The 14,923-nt window shown below is 38.7% G+C and carries 14 protein-coding genes and 2 tRNA genes; 11 read left to right on the top strand and 5 right to left on the bottom strand.

Annotation, left to right across the window (positions count from 1 at the left end):
• Nucleotides 1-91 precede the first annotated feature (91 nt).
• On the top strand, nucleotides 92-1,381 hold the full coding sequence (locus ACOMC3_RS05155; RefSeq protein WP_420318461.1) for an amidohydrolase: 1,290 nt from the start codon (nucleotides 92-94) through the stop codon (nucleotides 1,379-1,381).
• Nucleotides 1,382-1,753: 372 nt separating this feature from the next.
• Here ACOMC3_RS05155 and ACOMC3_RS05150 read toward each other — a convergent pair whose 3' ends face one another.
• Complete coding sequence (locus tag ACOMC3_RS05150) at nucleotides 1,754-2,317, bottom strand: EF-hand domain-containing protein (protein ID WP_420318460.1); 564 nt, start codon at nucleotides 2,315-2,317, stop codon at nucleotides 1,754-1,756.
• 139 nt (nucleotides 2,318-2,456) lie between these two features.
• Between ACOMC3_RS05150 and ACOMC3_RS05145 the strand changes: the two genes are divergently transcribed.
• A complete protein-coding gene (locus tag ACOMC3_RS05145; RefSeq protein WP_420318459.1) occupies nucleotides 2,457-2,828 on the top strand; it encodes a hypothetical protein in 372 nt (123 codons plus the stop codon).
• A gap of 626 nt (nucleotides 2,829-3,454) precedes the next feature.
• On the opposite strand, the gene ACOMC3_RS05140 is transcribed toward ACOMC3_RS05145, so the two are convergent.
• Together ACOMC3_RS05140 and ACOMC3_RS05135 are read right to left on the bottom strand one after the other, a co-directional pair.
• Nucleotides 3,455-3,528, bottom strand: a tRNA-Arg gene (locus ACOMC3_RS05140).
• 186 nt (nucleotides 3,529-3,714) lie between these two features.
• Nucleotides 3,715-3,801, bottom strand: a tRNA-Ser gene (locus ACOMC3_RS05135).
• A 193-nt stretch (nucleotides 3,802-3,994) separates the two neighbouring features.
• Between ACOMC3_RS05135 and ACOMC3_RS05130 the strand changes: the two genes are divergently transcribed.
• From ACOMC3_RS05130 to ACOMC3_RS05095, 8 genes are all read left to right on the top strand, one after another.
• On the top strand, nucleotides 3,995-4,729 hold the full coding sequence (locus tag ACOMC3_RS05130) for a toxin-antitoxin system YwqK family antitoxin (RefSeq protein ID WP_420318458.1): 735 nt from the start codon (nucleotides 3,995-3,997) through the stop codon (nucleotides 4,727-4,729).
• A 122-nt stretch (nucleotides 4,730-4,851) separates the two neighbouring features.
• On the top strand, nucleotides 4,852-5,820 hold the full coding sequence (locus tag ACOMC3_RS05125; RefSeq protein ID WP_420318457.1) for a vWA domain-containing protein: 969 nt from the start codon (nucleotides 4,852-4,854) through the stop codon (nucleotides 5,818-5,820).
• Complete coding sequence (locus tag ACOMC3_RS05120) at nucleotides 5,817-6,635, top strand: hypothetical protein (RefSeq protein ID WP_420318456.1); 819 nt, start codon at nucleotides 5,817-5,819, stop codon at nucleotides 6,633-6,635. The genes ACOMC3_RS05125 and ACOMC3_RS05120 overlap by 4 nt, the downstream gene beginning before the upstream one ends.
• 135 nt (nucleotides 6,636-6,770) lie before the next feature.
• Nucleotides 6,771-7,949, top strand: coding sequence for an acetyl-CoA C-acyltransferase (locus ACOMC3_RS05115; RefSeq protein ID WP_420318455.1), 1,179 nt, complete (start codon nucleotides 6,771-6,773; stop codon nucleotides 7,947-7,949).
• Between the two features lie 62 nt (nucleotides 7,950-8,011).
• Nucleotides 8,012-9,313: a toxin-antitoxin system YwqK family antitoxin gene (locus ACOMC3_RS05110; protein ID WP_420318454.1), complete on the top strand. Its 1,302-nt coding sequence runs from the start codon at nucleotides 8,012-8,014 to the stop codon at nucleotides 9,311-9,313.
• A 53-nt stretch (nucleotides 9,314-9,366) separates the two neighbouring features.
• On the top strand, nucleotides 9,367-10,506 hold the full coding sequence (locus tag ACOMC3_RS05105) for a M23 family metallopeptidase (protein WP_420318453.1): 1,140 nt from the start codon (nucleotides 9,367-9,369) through the stop codon (nucleotides 10,504-10,506).
• A 17-nt stretch (nucleotides 10,507-10,523) separates the two neighbouring features.
• Nucleotides 10,524-10,841 (top strand): potassium channel family protein, encoded by a 318-nt coding sequence (locus ACOMC3_RS05100; protein ID WP_420318452.1) that lies wholly within the window; start codon nucleotides 10,524-10,526, stop codon nucleotides 10,839-10,841.
• Between the two features lie 33 nt (nucleotides 10,842-10,874).
• The gene (locus ACOMC3_RS05095; protein WP_420318451.1) at nucleotides 10,875-11,306 is read left to right on the top strand and encodes a hypothetical protein; all 432 of its coding nucleotides are present in this window, start codon (nucleotides 10,875-10,877) and stop codon (nucleotides 11,304-11,306) included.
• A 78-nt stretch (nucleotides 11,307-11,384) separates the two neighbouring features.
• Here the strand turns inward: ACOMC3_RS05095 and ACOMC3_RS05090 are convergent, their stop codons facing one another.
• Both ACOMC3_RS05090 and ACOMC3_RS05085 read right to left on the bottom strand, forming a co-directional pair.
• Nucleotides 11,385-11,603, bottom strand: a complete 219-nt coding sequence (locus ACOMC3_RS05090) for a hypothetical protein (protein ID WP_420318450.1) — start codon at nucleotides 11,601-11,603, stop codon at nucleotides 11,385-11,387.
• Nucleotides 11,604-11,609: 6 nt separating this feature from the next.
• A complete protein-coding gene (locus ACOMC3_RS05085; RefSeq protein ID WP_420318449.1) occupies nucleotides 11,610-12,782 on the bottom strand; it encodes a PQQ-dependent sugar dehydrogenase in 1,173 nt (390 codons plus the stop codon).
• Between the two features lie 134 nt (nucleotides 12,783-12,916).
• Between ACOMC3_RS05085 and ACOMC3_RS05080 the strand changes: the two genes are divergently transcribed.
• Nucleotides 12,917-14,905 carry an ATP-binding protein gene (locus ACOMC3_RS05080; RefSeq protein ID WP_420318448.1) on the top strand — a complete coding sequence of 663 codons (1,989 nt, stop codon included), beginning with the start codon at nucleotides 12,917-12,919 and terminating at the stop codon, nucleotides 14,903-14,905.
• Nucleotides 14,906-14,923: the final 18 nt, after the last annotated feature.

Below are 14,923 nucleotides of genomic sequence, written 5' to 3'. Positions count from 1 at the left end.
CCCACCTATCACATTCTCTAACCAATCTACTCTACCGAACTGTAGAATTAGAAGGATGAGTTGTAACTTATGGTCTAAAATCTAACTGACGATGAAGAAAACACTATTAGTCCTATCCTTATTAACATTTAGCGTTTCATTACTGGGTCAAAATTTTGACAATCAAATTGAAAAGCTCGTAGCTCAAACAGAGAAAGATGTCATTGAGTGGCGTCACTGGTTTCATCAAAATGCAGAACTGAGTAATCGTGAGTTTAAGACAGCAGAGCGGATTGTTCAGATTCTAACTGATATTGGTTATAAACCGCAAACCGGCATAGCAAAGACTGGCGTAGTAGCTATTCTTGAAGGTGGTAAACCCGGTCCTGTAGTTGGTTTAAGAGCTGACATTGACGGTCTTCCAGTAAAAGAAAGAGTAGATATTCCATGGGCTTCCAAACAAATGGGAGAATACAATGGAGAGCAAGTACCGGTCATGCATGCTTGCGGACATGATACACACATCAGTATTCTACTTGGCGTTGCTAAAATGCTATATGAAATAAAAGACCAGGTACCTGGCACAGTTAAATTCATCTTTCAGCCAGCTGAAGAAGGTGCGCCCAAAGGCGAAGAGGGAGGTGCAGAGCTAATGGTAAAAGAAGGAGTGCTTAAGAATCCAGATGTTGATGCCATTTTTGGTTTACACATAAATGCACAGACTCCAGTTGGTACGCTTAAGGTTAGACCTGAAGGTATACTCGCTGCTGTAAATTCGATGAGAATTGATATCAAAGGAAAGCAAGCCCATGGTTCAGCTCCATGGGATGGTATTGACCCTGTAGTGACTGCCGCTCAAATCATAAATAATTTACAGTCCATTGTGAGTAGAAATATGAAATTGACTGAAGCGCCAGCCGTGATTACTATTGGAGCCATTCATGGAGGAGTGAGGTACAATATCATACCGGAGGACCTTTACATGCTTGGTACCATTCGCACACTTGATCCGGACATGCGTACCCAAATATTACAACGTATCAGGGAAGTGGCAACAAAAACCGCAGAGTCTAACAATGCTGAAGTTGAAGTTTGGATTGATAGTGGCTATCCAGTAACCTATAACCAACCAGAGCTTTATGAACAAATGCTTCCTTCCCTTCAACGTGCCGCTGGAGAAGAAAATGTTGAGTTTATTAAACCAATCACAGGTGCTGAAGATTTTTCATTCTTCCAGCAAGAGATTCCGGGTTTGTTCTTTTTTGTAGGTGGATGTCCACCGGATCGTGACCCCAAAAAAGTATCAGGTCATCACACGCCTGATTTCTATGTGGATGATTCAGGTATGAAATTAGGAATGAAAGCCATGATGGGTCTTACTCTTGATTATATGAGTAAATAAGTAGCGTGTTTCTTTAAATAATTCAATTTGATATTGAAATTATTAAATTAATTAGGTAATATACCTATCACCATATATGGTACAATACTAATATTTAATTGTAGTATTTGAACTGATCTTTGAATCATATTTGACAGATTAAACAGACAGCTATGATTAACTTATTCAATTTTTTTGCCAAGAAAGATGCTATCAAACTATCGAAATCAGATTCCGGTGAGTGGATCGTGAAGAAGAACTTAAAGATTCTATATATAGGATCTAAAGATAAGTGTCAGACTTATATGAACCAGCTAAGGACAGCTTAGACAACAAGCTATGTAAGTTTCAAATAGTGTAGGTGTATGGAATCCCGGCAATAGCCGGGATTTTTTAATCCTTGTCTCCCCAGAATCCAAACAGCCAATTACCAGGAGAATTTTCATCGTTGGATCTAAAGAATTCATCAACTGCCCGTATCAATTCTTTTTTAGTGATGCTGTCATCACCATCTCTATCCAGTTTGACAAATGCTCTTGCTGAGTGCTTGATTGGAATGTGATAGCACATAAACATATCAGAATATTCATCCACTGACATTACACCATCTTCATTCACATCAAAAGAGTCAAAAATTGAGCTAATCATATATTTAACCCATCTTTTGTAAACCTCTTCATTGCCTGGTTTTAGCAGCACATCAAAAAAGCGGAGAAATTGTTCTTCATTTGCCTCTCCTTTTTGTTTCTGGAAATACTTTTTAAACATATTCCAGCTTTGGATATTTTTATCAATAACTTCTTCATACTCTTTGGTACCAGGCTTAAACATCCAGAGTACACACAATGATTCTCCTATCTCTCTAAAGTCATTCTCTTCAAGGACTCCATTTCTGTCTTGGTCCAGAACAACATGGAAATAGTGTGAAATCTTCTCTTTCTGAAAGTCAGTTAGCATATTGGTGGATTTTAATGATCAAAAGATAAGTGATTATTCTTAATACACAAGAATAAGGAAAAGTGACCCACTGATAATAACATACACAGAATAAGAATCATTTCGATATATTTAAAATTGGGTCTATCTATTAACTCAAATGAAAGGTTTATACACGGAGGTACATGATGAAGTTGAAATAGTCATCATTGACTACTCAATGGTATCTCATGAAAATCAGTTTGAGTTGATGAAACTTTCATTGGATTACATTAAAGAATATGAACCTTCATCAGCATTAGTCCTTGAAATTATTACCAAAGTCAAACTGAAAGAGGAGATTTTAGAATATTTCCCAACCTATTTTGAGTCCATTAAAGGTCACGTTTCAAAATGGGCGTCCGTTGGATTTGGTAAACTGATATTTAAAGAGATGGTTGCAGCTAAACGCATTGATGCAAGCGCAATCAATAGCAAAAGAATTGATTGGTTTGAGTCAAGGGAAGAAGCCATGCAGTTTTTGATGAGCTAGGACCCCTTTGAGTTTAAGACAAAAAACCCCCAACACTTCTGTCAGGGTTTATGTGATTCGCCCAGGATGCATGACAAAGCTTCAGCTTGTCAGCATCAAGACTGGCTGAGCTCTGTCTTGACTCGATCACAGCGGCGAACCACCGAAAACGTCCATCCAGCTGGAACCCACTGACTAGAACCATAGTGGAGCAAGCAGTTGCTCTATCCTTCCGGTAGCTATCAAGAGAGCTAGCGAACTGGATATATGCTGCTTCCGCAGGATTTTGTAGAGGAAGGATTATTTCACAATCCCTGTTAGTTAAGACAAAAAAAAACCCACATTTCTGTCGGGGTTTATGTGATTCGCCCAGGATGCATGACAAAGCTTCAGCTTGTCAGCATCAAGACTGGCTGAGCCACGTCTTGACTCGATCGCAGCGGCGAACCGCCAAAAAACGTCCACCCGGCTAGAACCCACTGACTAGAACCGAAGTGGAGCGCGGTTGCTCTATTTTTCCGAAAGATATCGGAAGAGCTAGCGAACTGGATATATGCCGCTTACGCAGGATTTTGTAGAGGGAGGATTATTTCACAATCCCTCTTTGTTAAGACAAAAAAACCCCAACATTTCTGTCGGGGTTTAAGTGATTCGCCCAGGACTCGAACCTGGAACCTACTGCTTAGAAGGCAGTTGCTCTATCCAGTTGAGCTAGCGAACCGGATCGTTATCGCTGCTTTCGCAGCATTTTGTTTGCGGAGAGAGGGGGATTATTTCATGATCCCCTTTTGGGGGAAGATGAAACAAAATGTTGATACTTCGTATCAGACCAACCTCTTAAAATCCTTTTACAAGTAAAACTTGATTCGGATTTTCTCCGGTTGCTGCTTTCGCAGCATTTTGTTTGCGGAGAGAGGGGGATTCGAACCCCCGGTACGATTTCTCGCACGCATGTTTAGCAAACATGTGGTTTCAGCCACTCACCCACCTCTCCGGGCTATTCTGAATTATTCAAATGAATTTGATTCATACTAAAAATGACTCCTCTTTTGAAGTCAAAACCTTCATAGATTTGAACCCGTTTGACTGGTACATCCTAAAAAGGAGTGCAAATATAAAAGTTACCGTCAAAAATCCATTTTGTTGACTCAAATCTTTAGTAATTTCCTGAATTAATTCTTTCGCCAATGAACAAAACCCAAATTCTATTAGCATTAGTGATCATTAGCATCATCGGAATGAGTTCCTCTTACCTGGAAATGTTCAATTTGATAACGAATGAAACAACAGATGATAAGGAACCAATAGTTAAGCACGGCGAAATAAGACAATTTACCAAGGATAATAAGCTAAAGACCGTAGTTAACTACAATCAGGGTATAAAACATGGCACCTCGTACCTCTACCATGATGATGGTGAAACCATTCTTTTAGCAATGCCCTATGTTAATGGAAAACGTGAAGGTGCTTCAAAAAAATATTATGAGAACGGAAAGCTATATGCTGCTACTTCTTATAAAAACGATAAGCTTGATGGTATTAGAAAAATCTATTATTCGAATGGCAAACTGAAAGCAAAAATTAATTATGGTTTTGGCTATCCAGGGATTGGTACAAAAGAGTTTTTACTTGACGGCACAGCTAAAAATTCGATTTCAATCAAAACTCGTAATGAAGGGGATATTATATGGTTGGAAACATCAGAACCATGTAAAGACCAGAAATTCTATATAGGAACTTTAATTCAGGACAAGTTTTTGGATCCCGTTGATCAAAACATAAAACTACTTATGTATAGCAATGGGCATTTTTTTATTGATACAGAAGTGTACACCCCAAGCTATCTAAAGTACAAAGACATCATTTGTAGCTGCGAGAGTACTCAGGGCAATCCAATCATTATTAAATCAAGACTTTTTTAATTATTTGGCTATTCATCCTTAAAAATTGTTAATCCGTAAAAATGTGGATAAAAAGGATTAGATGATCTGTTAGATTTGCCGACCATGAAATTGGAGTCTTTCAATACAAATATCTTGCGAGAATGAAGTGGGTGAGTTCAATAGGTACTTTTGAAATAGCACTTGTAGCAGCATTTGTAATCCTATATATAGGTTTCATCTGGAGAGTCATCCGCACCACACAAAGACTTGGATTACCAGCTAAAAGAGTTCTCATCAAAACAATTATGAGGACCATCTATTTCGCCCTCATCATATTAGCCCTCCTAGGTCCAAGCTTTGGAGACACCTCACGAGAAGTTAAGACGGTTGGAAAAGATATTTTCATTTGTATTGACCTCAGTCAATCGATGAATGCTCCAGACGTACAACCTTCTCGATTAGAAAAAGTCAAATTTGAATTGAAAAATATCGTTGAAGCTTTCAGTTCAGATAGAATTGGACTCATTATGTTTAGTAGTGAGGCATATATGCAATGTCCACTAACCTATGACAATAATGCATTGAACCTATTCATTCAAACATTAAATACAGGGATGGTCCCAAACTTCGGAACAGACTTTGGCCCTCCCCTCGAAATGGCCACCGAAAAACTGATTGCTGATGATACTGTGGTTACCAGATCAAAATCTAAGATCACCATTTTGATAAGCGATGGAGAAGATTTTGGTGACAATACAGATGGGATTGCAGAAGAACTTGAATCTGAAGGGATCACCTTATTCACATTGGGTGTAGGTACAAAGCAAGGGAGTAAAATCCCAACAAGAAATGGATTTAAAAAAGATAATAAGGGAAACGAAGTTGTCTCGCAGCTGAATTCATCCTCGTTGGAAAATCTGGCTGAAAATACAGGAGGTGAATATTTTGAAATTAATGAATCAAGAAACGATGTAGCACGTTTGATAAGTGCAATCAATAATGTAGAAGGAGAAATGCGAGATGCAAAACAAGTAGATGCCACTCAAAATCGCTACTTCTATTTTTTAGGACTGGCATTGCTTTTGATGGTTATGGATGTATTATTTAGTGTGAAATTGATAAAACTATGAGAATAATCGTTTTACTCATATTGGCAATTTTTGTGAACGATCCCAAAGAGATCGCCAAGATCAATTCCCTAAAAAAAGAGGCAGAAACTGCCTACTTGAATGGAGATTATGAATTAGCCTTAGCAAAATACACGCTTCTTCGTGATTCACTAGGTATTATTGATCCAGCGCTTAAATTAAACCTCGCTCATTCTCACTATCATTTAGGGGATACTGCAGGAGCTAAGAGTAATTACAATCAATTAGCTACTTCTGAGGACTCAAAAATGAAGTCTATTGCTTATCAACAGCTGGGAGTAATGAACAAAGATGCAGGGAAGCTTGAAGAGGCATTGCAGCAACTAAAATCCGCCATTAAAGCAGACCCTTACAATCAGGACGCCAGATATAATTATGAAGTAGTAAAGAAACTTCTAGAAGAGCAAAAGCAGCAAGAGCAACAGAATCAAGATCAACAGAATCAGGATCAGGAGAATAAAGACGGAGAAGACGAGAATCAGGATCAACAAAATCAGGATCAAAACAAAGAAGGCGAAGAGGAAAATAAAGAAAATCAGGAGGGTGAAAACGAGGAGCAATCCGAGGAAGAGAAGAAAAACCAGGAACAGCAGAAGCAAGATCAGCAGGAAGGTGAAGAACAAGAGCAGGAAAAATCTCAAGAGCAAATGACCAAAGAAAAGCTTGAGGAAATGGGTATTACCGAGGAAAAAGCCAGACAGCTACTAGAAGCAATGCGGCAAAGCGAAATTAAATACTTGCAGCATCAAAAGCGGAAAGCAACCAAACGCCCTCCAAGTGGTAAACCTGATTGGTAAATAATGTCAATTCAGAACTAAACCACAACTTCTTATTGCGGTCAACTTTTACGATCTTTGAGGTCCCGAGTCCCGATAATTATTGGGATCGTGACTTTTTATTGATTTTAATCACAAACGATAACAACATTTAATATGAAGGAAGTTTACATCGCATCAGCTGTACGTACCCCTATTGGAAGTTTCGGTGGAAAATTAGCAGGTTTTTCTGCTACTCAGCTTGGCACTTTTGCTATCAAAGGAGCATTGGATAACTCAGGGGTGGCAGCAGATCAGGTCAATGAAGTTTTTATGGGAAATGTCCTTTCTGCTAACCTGGGACAGGCGCCTGCGAGACAAGCAGCTATCGGAGCTGGCATAGGTCACAATGTACCGTGCACAACTGTAAATAAAGTTTGTTCATCAGGAATGAAATCAGTTATGCTTGGCGCTCAGTCAATAATGCTTGGTATCAATGATGTGGTAGTAGCCGGTGGAATGGAGAGTATGTCAAACGTCCCTTACTATGTTCCAAAAGCTAGGTTTGGTTATAAGTATGGGCATGGCCAAATGATTGACGGTTTGATGCACGATGGTCTTTGGGAAGTTTACAATGAATTCCCAATGGGAAACTGCGCGGACAATACCGCCAAGGAAATGAATATCTCCAGAGAAGCTCAGGATGAATATGCGATCAATTCTTACAAGAGAGTAGCATCTGCTACAGAAGCTGGTGAATTTAAAGATGAAATCGTAGCTGTAGAGATTCCTCAAAGAAAAGGGGATCCAGTCGTGATGGACGAGGATGAAGAATTCAGAAATGTAAACTTTGATAAAATTCCTGCACTTAGACCTGTGTTTGATAAGGAAGGAACCGTTACTGCTGCTAATGCATCAACCATCAATGATGGTGCCTCTGCCTTGGTTTTGGTAAGTAAAGAAAAAGCTGAAGAACTTGGGCTTACACTCATTGCAAAAATCAAAGGGTTTGGAGATGCAGCTCAAGAGCCAATCTGGTTTACCACTGCTCCTTCTTTGGCTATCCCACGTGCTCTTGCTCACGCTGGAGTCGAGCAAGGAGATGTAGACTATTGGGAAGTAAATGAAGCTTTTTCAGCGGTTGCAATTGCAAATCAACAAAAGCTTGGCTTAGATGGTGACAAGCTTAATGTATTTGGTGGAGCTGTTGCAATGGGTCATCCACTAGGAACGTCTGGTGCAAGAATCATCACAACACTTGTAAATGTTCTAAACAAAAAAGGTGGTAAAATCGGCTGTGCAGGTATCTGTAACGGCGGTGGTGGAGCTTCTGCTATTGTTGTGGAGAAGGTATAAACTCATCTTAACAATTTTATAAATTAGCCTTGCGTTAATACGTAGGGCTTTTTTATTTCATTATGTATAGATCACTATCATTTCTCATAATATTCATAAATTCTTTAGTTGTCCTCTGCCAAACCCCTATCAAAACTTACTATGAGACGGGGCAACTAAAAGAAGAATATCATATTGTAAATGGAGACAGCTCGCTGGTTGATGGAGATTACAAGATGTTTGATCCGGAAGGCAATGTCATCGTAATGGGACAATTTGACGAGGGTAGCAAACAGGGAATTTTCTACAATTATTACCCTGATGGTTCACTACAACGGCAAACCATCTATCAAAATGATCTTCGAGAAGGTCTAACACAAATCTTCTCTCCTAATGGAAAGATTTTACAAGAAGCCACCTTTAAAAATGACACAATAGTAGGTGAGATTAAGCTTTATAATGAAAGTGGAAAACTAAAAGGCGCTACCTCATTTGAAAATGGTAAACCTGATGGTCCGGTTTATACCTATTTCGATAATGGTAATATAAAAGAGGAAGTAATCTATAAGAATGGTAAGCCAAATGGAATCACCAAACACTATTATGAAAATGGAAATATTAAACTAGAAGCTGAATACATCAATGGATTATTAGATGGAACATATAAAACCTATTATCCATCAGGTAAGCTTGAAATGGAAGTAATTAATAAGCAAGGAGATAGAAGCGGTTCAGTTAAGATGTTCTATGAAAACAACCAGCTCAAGGCTGTCGGAAACTATGAAAATGGTTCTTTACAGGGAGAATACCTGGTATACTATGATGATGGGAGCACCAAGAGTGAATATAAATACAGGGATGGCTACAGAGTTGGCAAAAGCTTAGACTATCATGAGAATGGAGAAGTAAGATTAGAATCAAGTTTTTCTAATAATGGGCTGAATGCTACAATTAAAGAGTTCACTGATAAAGGTCTGCTCATCACAGAAAAAGAATTGCAAAATGAACTGCCTCATGGAACATGGAAAGCGTGGAACAGTAAGGGTAATCTTTTGGAGGTAAAACGTTACGAGAAAGGAAAGCTTCACGGCATCAGTGAGAATTATGATAATGGTGATAAAATTTCCGAGACAACCTATCGATTTGGTAACAAATATGGGCCCTACAAAGAGTACCATTCTAATGGAAAAATTAAAACAGAAGGCATTTATGAATTAAACAAGCTTCAGGATCTGTTTACCACCTATTATAAGAATGGTCAGATAGAATATTCAGGAAAATATGTTCGAAACAGAAGACACGGTGAATGGAAATACTATGACAAGAAGGGCAATTTAAAAGAAATAGTTAATTACAAACACGGCGAAACTGTAAGTAAAGAATGAAACCAATGATCCAATTTCCTTAACTGTATCCCAACTTATTCGTAAAATTGGTCATGAGAGTGAAGATGACCGCCACAACCATCGTGCTACTCCTGATACTTGGATGCACAAAAGAAAAAGTACCTGAAAGATTTTATCCGCGCAATGATCATGAAGCGTATTGGTATTCATTAAAGCAGGCAGACTTACTCAGCACTGCTCTTGGTAAAGATTGGCTAGAAGCAGCGGACAAGCCATTTGAAAATCAGATCAACATACAACTTCCATATCAGGAAGCTTTCGTGCTTTCTCCAATGAAGCCTGATGCCTTAGGTTATCGATTTGATGCTAAAAGAGGTCAAAAGGTGTTGGTCTATCTCCAGCTGATAACCAATGATACCACACGGGTGTTTGTGGATCTATTTCGAGTTGAAAATGACTCATTGAAAGATTATAGACATGTTGCCTCTGCAGATAGTTCACTTCAGCTTGGTTTTGAGCCGCGAAAAAATGCCTCATACCTACTCAGACTTCAACCTGAACTTCTTAGGGGAGGGAATTTCACCATCACCATCGAGAATGTACCAACTCTTGCATTTCCAGTAGCTGGAAAGGACAAAAGAGCCATTCAAAGTGTTTTTGGTGATCCAAGGGATGGAGGGAAACGCGAACATCATGGAGTAGACATTTTTGCCAGAAGACACACTCCTATCCTTGCGCCAACCAAAGCTGAAGTGAGATTTGTAGGTACAAGAGGATTAGGTGGAAAAGTGGTTTGGTTATATGATCGCAAGAGAGGAACCAATTTATACTTTGCTCACCTACAGGAACAAAAAGTGAAACGCTACCAAATGGTAAATCCAGGAGATACCATCGGCACGGTGGGCAACACAGGTAATGCACGCTACACCCCTCCGCATCTACATTTCGGCATATATAAAAATGGCCCCATCAATCCTTATGCTTTCATTGTCCCTGAATATCAGCGCCCAGATGCATTTACTGAAGACCTGTCACTGCTTGGAAGTCAATTGACGCTTTCAAAAGATCTAATACTTAAGACACAAATGGATATAAGAGCACCAAACAGCGATACGTTAAATTCTGGTGATCTCATATCTGTTCAGGCAATAAATCACCAGTTCGCTCGAATCTCAGACCAGTCAGGAGAAATTGGATTTGTATACAAGCGGGATTTGACGAATTTTGAGTGAATCACTCAAATTGAAGCATGATCTTTTTTCAAACCATTAAGACCTTTCTGGCTGACAAGCAATACAGGGACCTTTTACTTACTGGAGTTACCATTTTAATCATAGGGACTATCGTATATCACGAACTGGAAGACTGGAGTTATCTTGACGCATTTTATTTCTCATTTATAACGCTTACAACGATTGGTTTCGGTGATTTTGCTCCCCAGACTGATTGGGGCAAACTATTTACCATCCTATACATCACTATTGGAGTTGGTATTATTCTGTCGTTTATTAATACCTTGTATCACCACTATAGTAAGGTCATTAAGGATAAAGCAAAAAAGAGTTAATTTGACCTTTATTATTAAAACTGAGATAAAGAAATGAAGAAGATTTTAAATTTAGTTCTTGCACTTGTAATTACCTTGACATCTTCAAGTTGTGGTGACGATGATGAAGGTCCGGATTTTATCACTCCATTCGTTGGAACGTGGCAGGCAAATAGCCTTACTGCCACAGGATGTAACAACTCGGAAGATAATGGAACATTTACATGTGATCCTGAACCATACTGCCTTCAAATAACCATTGAGTCCGACGGTAGTTACACACTCATGGAAGCAGGTAGTCAAACAACAGAGACAGGCTCAATTTCAGCTACTGCAACAAGATTAAACATATGTGAAAATGGCAGTGATTGCGATGATGCTCAATATTCATTTAATGGTAGTAATTCATTTACGGTTATAATTACTGATGATGCGGATAGTGATACTCCCGGATGTACAAATACATTGACTTTTACCAAACAATAATTAAAGCCCCGAGAGGGGCTATTTTATTATATAGGCTTTTTTTTAGAAAAAATAAGTTACTAGGTAATCATTCTGCTATTATGGTGCAGAATATTTAACTAAGTCTATTCCAACTCCATTCGGATCTTTTATCCCGAAATGTCTGTAAATCTTTGCTCGTATTAAGCTGCCTGTAGCAATAAATGATGACAACTCGATTGTAGGAGCTACTTCCAAATAGCTAACCGGATTGCTAGCGGCATTTACTGATGGTTGTATTGGGCGAAAATAGTCGCGGATAAATCCGAGATCTTTCATCAAATGCTAATTATTATATGAAATTCTGAATATCGTACCAGCCAAATCATCAGAAACCAACATCGATCCATCTGGCGCAAAAATCAAATCCACAGGTCGTGCCCAGGCAGTGTTGGTTTCCTTATTTAAAAAACCAGTTGCAAAATCTTCATAAGCTACACCCTCACCATTTTCTTCAGATACCAGTGTGATCTTATGCCCTGTATGACCAACATCAGCGTCCCTATTCCATGAGCCATGCTCTGCGATAAATATCTTGTTTTTATATTCAGCAGGAAATGCATCACTTGTACAGAATTTTAATCCAAGTGGAGCAACATGAGGCCCCAGATTTTGTGCAGGCTTGACAAAGTCATCGCATGGCCTTTTATGTCCAAATTCCGGATCTTTAAAATACCCGCCATGGCAATATGGATAACCAAAATGTTGACCAGCTTCTGAAACTCTATTGAGTTCGCAAGGCGGTTCATCGTTTCCTAACCAATCTCTTCCATTATCTGTAAACCACATTTCATTTGTATCAGGATGCCAGGTGAATCCGACAGTATTTCGTACCCCATGCGCATAAACTTCTCTGCCTGAGCCATCAGGATTCATACGAGTAATGCTGGCATACATTTCATTTTTACTTTCACAAATATTGCATGGCGCACCAACAGGAACATATAATTTTCCGTCTGGGCCAAAGGCAATGTATTTCCATCCATGGTGTCCATCTGTGGGATAATCATCATAGATATTGACTGGTTCTGGAGGATTGTCTAGGTTTTCTTCAATGTTATCAAAGCGCCATAGCTTGGATACTTCTGCTACATAAAGAGACCCATCTTTATATGCAATCCCGTTTGGCATTCGCAAACCACTTGCGATCACATACTTTTCATCAGCCTTCCAATCACCATCTGTATCTCTGATTGCATAGACCTTATCACCACCACGATTACCAACAAACAAAGTTCCATTTGGGGTCAGGGCTAAAGACCGTGCATTGTTCACCCTGGCAAAAACATCAATTTCAAATCCATCTGGAAGCACGATTGCATTTAAATCCAGTCCTTCAGCGGAAGTAAGATCAATATCCGGATTGTCTTCAGATTCTACTGAGGTATTTGCATTATTAGAGGAACAGGATATTCCAAAAATCAGCAAAACAAGAAAAAAGCCCCTATTCATAATCATTTTTACCTTGAAGTTAAGAAATCTAAAAATACCAATTTTGAAAATTCAATCGAATAATTACCCAGTTAAATAGAATAATCTTCAAATCATTACTTTCTTTCTCTACTTTCGGTCCGCAATCGTTTTAAATCAGCTTGAACACTAAATTTTTATCATTTACTCTACTATTCTTTGTCGTTTCTTTTAGTTACGCAAATGAAAAACCTGTTGTTTTTGAAGGACAGTCACTTAAACTAAAAGGTGAATGGCGCCTAATAATGAACGACTTCATTAGCTATTCCGAAATAGAAGAATCAACCAATAGTGTCGCTATCGAACTGCCCAATATCTGGAATGAGGTCATGTGGGAAAATGAGGCTATTGGCTCATTTGGATATGGCACCTATTATCGCTCAATTGTCTATCCCAGTAATCTTCCAGATACTGTCCTTGCTATTGAAATCCCGGAAGTAAGCCTAGCCTACCATTTATATGCCAATAATAGTCTTATAGGCCAGGTTGGAACGCCAGGGAAAAGTAAAAATGAAAGTAAACCTAAAATTGATTATCGTGTTTTCGATTTCAGTGTAAACTCCGGTGATACGGTTACCTTCATCCTTCACATTAGCAATTTTGAAAATAAAACTGGCGGACTTTGGTACGCGCCAACAGTGAATTTTGAGTCTCGAATGATAAATAAGTTTGAGCGGAATCGTACCATCAAATTGATCATTTTAGGATGCATCATTATTGGAGGATTATTCCAATTGACAACTTTTGTCCTTAATCCAAAAGAGAAGTCAGCCTTCTATTTCTTTTTGGTGTGTCTTTCATTATCCATGGTCATGATCACGCGTGGATACATGACAATCATGGATATTTTTCCGGATGCAAGCTGGGTAGAAATGAAGAAAACACTTTACCTCGCTATTGTGCTTACAGGACCATCAAATGCGCTATTTCTTCAAGAAATATTTCCTGATTTTTTTCATAAAAAAGCCATTAATACCATGGCTATCATTGGAGGCATTTTATCAGTTTATGTGCTGATGGTTTCACCAAGAGTCAGCTACACTATCATTCCATACCTGCATGTATATAACATCATCATTGGAATCTACTTACTCGTTTGTTTGATCAGAGCGGCATTGGTTGGAAAATATGGAACTAAGTACCTGCTCATAGGATACCTGGCTGTCTTCTTCGCACTCTTGCACGACATGCTCAGTAATCAGTACGTAATTGATGGATATTCCGTGGAAATGACCTACTTCGGCATCACCATTTACGTGATTCTATTGATGTTTTTAATTGCTAGTAGGTATCATTTTGCACAGAAAGGAAAAGTTGAACTTTCTAACCATTTAAAGAAAGTCAATAAGGAACTTGAAGATATCATCGAAAGACGAACGAAAGCGCTTAGAGATAAAAACAAAATAATTGAATCAAAGAATGCCGAATTGCAAAAAGCGATTCAGGAGAAGGACCATCTGATGGCAGTGGTTGCTCATGATCTAAAAGCTCCTCTTTCGAGCATCCAAGGTATTAGTGAATTGATGGGGTCCAATCTTGAAGGTCAGTCTGCAGAATTCAATGACATGATCAGGAAAGTGACTATAGATGGTCGCGCAATGATTGAGAATCTTACCGAGTTAAAAGTATTCGAACAAGAAGACTGTGAGATAAGATTAGAATCTTTTGATATCAAAGAATTTTTTGATCAAAAACAGTTGGCGTTCACATCAGCCGCTGAAAAGAAAGATATTGATTTTAAATGTCATCTTGACTCAAAACCAAAGCTTGCAAGAACTGATTTAAATATCCTCAGCAGGATCACGGATAACCTGATCTCCAATGCCATTAAATTCACCCCTAAGGGAGGAGAGGTTAACTTCAGACTAAAAGTATCCTGTAATCAATTAAACATGGAGGTTATTGACAATGGTCCGGGTTTTTCTGAAAGAGACAAAAAAAAGGTTTTCAGAAAATTCCAAAGGCTTTCAGCCAGACCTACTGCAGGCGAAAGTTCTACTGGACTTGGATTATCCATTGTTAAGACGCTTATAGAACTTTTGAATGGCAGTGTAGACTTAGATACTGCAGAAGGTCATGGGGCAAAATTCTCTGTAATGATCCCTTTATAATCGATAGTTTTTCTTCCT

The sequence above is a fragment of the Ekhidna sp. genome (assembly GCF_965212185.1).
GTDB lineage: Bacteria > Bacteroidota > Bacteroidia > Cytophagales > Cyclobacteriaceae > Ekhidna.
This window is presented reverse-complemented; position numbering and strand designations above follow the sequence as displayed.

What these genes read in the sequence shown, in the direction of transcription:
- ACOMC3_RS05155 (WP_420318461.1), top strand. Translation starts at nt 92, where the DNA reads ATGAAGAAAACACTATTAGTCCTATCCTTATTAACATTTAGCGTTTCA.
- ACOMC3_RS05150 (WP_420318460.1), bottom strand. Translation starts at nt 2,317, where the DNA reads ATGCTAACTGACTTTCAGAAAGAGAAGATTTCACACTATTTCCATGTT.
- ACOMC3_RS05145 (WP_420318459.1), top strand. Translation starts at nt 2,457, where the DNA reads ATGAAAGGTTTATACACGGAGGTACATGATGAAGTTGAAATAGTCATC.
- ACOMC3_RS05130 (WP_420318458.1), top strand. Translation starts at nt 3,995, where the DNA reads ATGAACAAAACCCAAATTCTATTAGCATTAGTGATCATTAGCATCATC.
- ACOMC3_RS05125 (WP_420318457.1), top strand. Translation starts at nt 4,852, where the DNA reads ATGAAGTGGGTGAGTTCAATAGGTACTTTTGAAATAGCACTTGTAGCA.
- ACOMC3_RS05120 (WP_420318456.1), top strand. Translation starts at nt 5,817, where the DNA reads ATGAGAATAATCGTTTTACTCATATTGGCAATTTTTGTGAACGATCCC.
- ACOMC3_RS05115 (WP_420318455.1), top strand. Translation starts at nt 6,771, where the DNA reads ATGAAGGAAGTTTACATCGCATCAGCTGTACGTACCCCTATTGGAAGT.
- ACOMC3_RS05110 (WP_420318454.1), top strand. Translation starts at nt 8,012, where the DNA reads ATGTATAGATCACTATCATTTCTCATAATATTCATAAATTCTTTAGTT.
- ACOMC3_RS05105 (WP_420318453.1), top strand. Translation starts at nt 9,367, where the DNA reads ATGAGAGTGAAGATGACCGCCACAACCATCGTGCTACTCCTGATACTT.
- ACOMC3_RS05100 (WP_420318452.1), top strand. Translation starts at nt 10,524, where the DNA reads ATGATCTTTTTTCAAACCATTAAGACCTTTCTGGCTGACAAGCAATAC.
- ACOMC3_RS05095 (WP_420318451.1), top strand. Translation starts at nt 10,875, where the DNA reads ATGAAGAAGATTTTAAATTTAGTTCTTGCACTTGTAATTACCTTGACA.
- ACOMC3_RS05090 (WP_420318450.1), bottom strand. Translation starts at nt 11,603, where the DNA reads ATGAAAGATCTCGGATTTATCCGCGACTATTTTCGCCCAATACAACCA.
- ACOMC3_RS05085 (WP_420318449.1), bottom strand. Translation starts at nt 12,782, where the DNA reads ATGATTATGAATAGGGGCTTTTTTCTTGTTTTGCTGATTTTTGGAATA.